At 70.9% G+C, this 674-nt stretch carries 2 pseudogenes; both read left to right on the top strand.

What is annotated here, in order from left to right:
* Positions 1–127 (top strand): annotated as a pseudogene (locus GPJ59_RS38330) (plasmid transfer protein TraA); the annotation flags it as partial.
* Between the two features lie 60 nt (positions 128–187).
* A pseudogene (locus tag GPJ59_RS36745) lies at positions 188–674 on the top strand (plasmid transfer protein TraB); the annotation flags it as partial.

The raw sequence follows: 674 nt of genomic DNA, 5'->3' as shown, positions 1-674 counted from the left end.
GGATGCGGCGAAAAACGCTGCCGCCTGCTACTCGACGTTTCAGCAGGAGTTCGAGGAAGAGATCAACCGTGTTCGTCACCGTGCCCGGCGCCCGCCGCAGCCGGTCATGAACTGGGCCCAGCAGTAAGGGAGGAACGAGACCATGGCCCGTAACCGGAACCGGGTGACGAGCTACTACCACGACGGCATGACCAGCGCCCTCGCCGACCTGCAGGGTGGACACGATGGGGGCAGGGTGCGTGACTACCTGCTGCACCGCATCAAGCCGCACCTGCCCCCGTGGCTGGGCTGGGCCGGCATCGGCCTGGCCGGAGCGGTGGGGCACTGGCGGTGGGGCGAGAGCGCCGCCGCCGGTGTCGGCCTGACCCTCGCCTCCGTCGCCCTCACGGGCGGGACGTGGGTGATGGGGAAGTCCACGAGCAAGCAGCGGCGCCTGCACTCGGCGGTCACGGTGGCGGCGGGGTCGGCGTGGGCGACGGCCGCATGCCTGGCCGGCCCCACCACCGACCCCATCGGCGACCTCTACCTGATGGGCGGACCCGTCCTCGCCCTGTCCTGGAACGTGCGGATGATGCTCCGCCACAACCCCGAAGGCACCACCGCCGGCATCGGGGACGGGGGTCTGTTCGGGGATGGGGGTCTGCTGGAGAAGGTGGGTCTCGCCCGCGCCCAGA

Origin of the sequence: Streptomyces bambusae, from assembly GCF_019400985.1 — a bacterium.
Taxonomy (GTDB): Bacteria; Actinomycetota; Actinomycetes; order Streptomycetales; family Streptomycetaceae; genus Streptomyces; species Streptomyces bambusae_A.
Note: the sequence above shows the minus strand (reverse complement) of the source record. Positions and strands in the feature narration are given on the sequence as shown.